Origin of the sequence: Pseudomonas sp. R62 (genome assembly GCF_000257605.1) — a bacterium.
GTDB classification, from domain to species: Bacteria; Pseudomonadota; Gammaproteobacteria; order Pseudomonadales; family Pseudomonadaceae; genus Aquipseudomonas; species Aquipseudomonas atacamensis.
Genome location: NZ_JH635998.1, coordinates 2,562,320 through 2,564,675, shown reverse-complemented (window position 1 = coordinate 2,564,675; position 2,356 = coordinate 2,562,320). Strand labels below are relative to the sequence as shown.

4 protein-coding genes are annotated in these 2,356 nt (G+C 63.9%); 3 read left to right on the top strand and 1 reads right to left on the bottom strand.

The window, feature by feature from the left end; genetic code table 11:
* The coding region (locus OQK_RS12520) for a cation:dicarboxylate symporter family transporter (protein ID WP_016772694.1) at window positions 1-223 on the top strand (223 nt) is incomplete at its 5' end.
* 80 nt (window positions 224-303) lie between these two features.
* On the opposite strand, the gene OQK_RS12515 is transcribed toward OQK_RS12520, so the two are convergent.
* A complete protein-coding gene (locus OQK_RS12515; protein ID WP_016772693.1) occupies window positions 304-822 on the bottom strand; it encodes a dihydrofolate reductase in 519 nt (172 codons plus the stop codon).
* A gap of 85 nt (window positions 823-907) precedes the next feature.
* Between OQK_RS12515 and OQK_RS12510 the strand changes: the two genes are divergently transcribed.
* Both OQK_RS12510 and OQK_RS30770 read left to right on the top strand, forming a co-directional pair.
* Window positions 908-2,281, top strand: coding sequence for a DUF2868 domain-containing protein (locus OQK_RS12510; RefSeq protein WP_016772692.1), 1,374 nt, complete (start codon window positions 908-910; stop codon window positions 2,279-2,281).
* The coding region (locus OQK_RS30770) for a GTPase (protein ID WP_177318488.1) at window positions 2,274-2,356 on the top strand (83 nt) is incomplete at its 3' end. The genes OQK_RS12510 and OQK_RS30770, both read left to right, overlap by 8 nt.

The window sequence follows — 2,356 nt, the reverse complement described above, 5'->3', positions numbered from 1 at the left end:
CGGTGGCGGCGCGACGTTCGCCGCCCTGATCGTGCTGCCGGCGATGGGCTTGCCGGTGTCACTGGTGGCTCTGCTGATTTCGGTCGAGCCGCTGATCGATATGGGTCGCACCGCGTTGAACGTGAGTGGCTCGATTACCGCCGGGGCGATTACCAGTCAGGTCATGCAGCAGACGGATAAAGCGCTACTGGATGCCGATGAACACGCGCAGCTAGTCAGCTGAAGCTGCAAGCTGCAAGCTGCAAGCTGCAAGCTGCAAGCCAAGAGCCAATCAGCTTTTACTTGCAGCTTGCAGCTTGAGGCTTAAAGCTGCTTTTTCTCCCAGACTTCGAACTTGTACGCGGGTTTATCTTCAACCGCCGGGTTTTCAACATTCGACACCAGCTTCCATTCGCTCAGATCAAACTCCGGAAACCACGCATCCCCTTGCGGGCTCAGCGCCACGCGCGTCAGGTACAGACGATCGGCCTGCGCCAGTCCCTGCGCATACAACTGCGCGCCGCCAATCAGCATCAGTTCATCAACGCCCTGGGCCTTCGCCCATTCCTCGGCGCGGGCCACGGCGGCTTCCAGCGAAGGATAGACCTCGGCGCCTTCGAGCTGCAGATCAGGCTGGCGGCTGACCACGATGTTCAAGCGCCCCGGCAGCGGCCGGCCGAGCGAATCCCAGGTCTTGCGACCCATGATGATCGGCTTGCCGAGCGTGGTCGCCTTGAAGTATTTGAAGTCCCCCGGCAGGTGCCAGGGCATGCTGTTGTCGACGCCGATCACGCGGTTTTCACCGAGGGCTGCGATCAGGCTGAGGGGCAGTGATTTAGTCATGCCGGCGAGGATACCAGAGCCGCGCTTACCCCGATAAGCGCCACAGCGGTTATGCTCAGCGCTCGATTTAGCGACGGGACGCCGCGTGACTGAACTGACTCCACTGCAAAACCTCTGGCTCACCGAAACCATCCGCCTGCGCGAAGAACACGCGGGGCCGCTGGACGATCTGGAAGCCAATCGTCTGGCCCGCGCCGCTGGCGGCGATCTGCCGAGCCGCATTGCGCGCCGGGCGCTATGGCTGGCCGAGCGCGACGGGCTCACCGCCGCCCTCAAGCACTGGCTGCAAGGCGCGCGCCTGGCGCTGGTGCTGTTGATGATTTTCGCCGTGCTCAGCGGCGCCGGCCTGGCTTTCGCCGCACTTGGCCAAACGCCGGTGAATGTCTTCTGGGCGCTGGGCAGTCTGCTTGGGATCAATCTGATTTTGCTGCTGAGTTGGGCGCTGGGCTTGATTTTCGCTGGCGAACACGGCGCCACCCTTGGGCGCTTGTGGCTGTGGCTCAGCGAAAAATTCGCCCGCGACGCCAAAGCCGCGCAACTGGCGCCGGCCCTGCTGTTGCTGCTGCAACGCAAGAAACTCAACCGCTGGGCACTCGGCGCGTTGGTCAATGGCCTGTGGCTGCTGGCGATGCTCAGCGCGCTGATTCTGTTGCTGACGCTGATGGCCACGCGACGCTACGGCTTTGTCTGGGAAACCACGATCCTCGGTGCCGACACCTTTATCCATGTCACCCAGGCCCTTGGCTATCTGCCGTCGCTGCTCGGCTTCAACGTGCCGACCGAGGAAATGATTCGCGCCAGCGGCGACGGCGCACTGGATATTGAAAGCGCACGACAGGCCTGGGCGACCTGGCTGGTCGGTGTGCTGGTGGTCTACGGCGTGCTGCCGCGCCTGCTGCTCGCGCTGTTCTGCCTGTGGCGCTGGAACAGCGGCAAAGCGGCGCTGCGCCTGGATCTGAACCTGCCCGGCTACGCGCAACTGCGCGAACGGTTGATGCCAACCAGCGAACGCCTCGGCGTCAACGACCCGGAGCCGGCGCAACTGCATCGCGTCGAAAGCAACGTCGGCGAACTGGCCAGTGAAGGCGCGCTGCTGGTGGCGATCGAGTTGGACGAACAGCGTCCGTGGCCACCCGTGCTGCCGAAAAACGTCAGCAACGCGGGCATCCTCGACAGTCGCGAATCGCGGCACAAGCTGCTCGAACAACTCAGTCGCTTCCCACCGGCGCGGCTGGCCATCGCTTGCGATCCACGACGTTCGCCGGATCGCGGCAGCCTCGCGCTGATCGCCGAACTCGCACGCAATGCCGGCGCCACTCGCATCTGGCTGCTGCAAGCGCCGCCTGGCGAAGCGCTGGACGGGCAACGTCTGGGTGACTGGCACGCGGCGCTGCAACAGCTGGAACTGCCATTCGCCGATTGCGCGCCGATGAACTGGCTGGAGAGCGGACATGACTGATGCACGCAAGGCCTCGCTGAAACTCGCGGTGGTCGGCCACACCAATGTCGGCAAGACCTCGCTGCTGCGCACGCT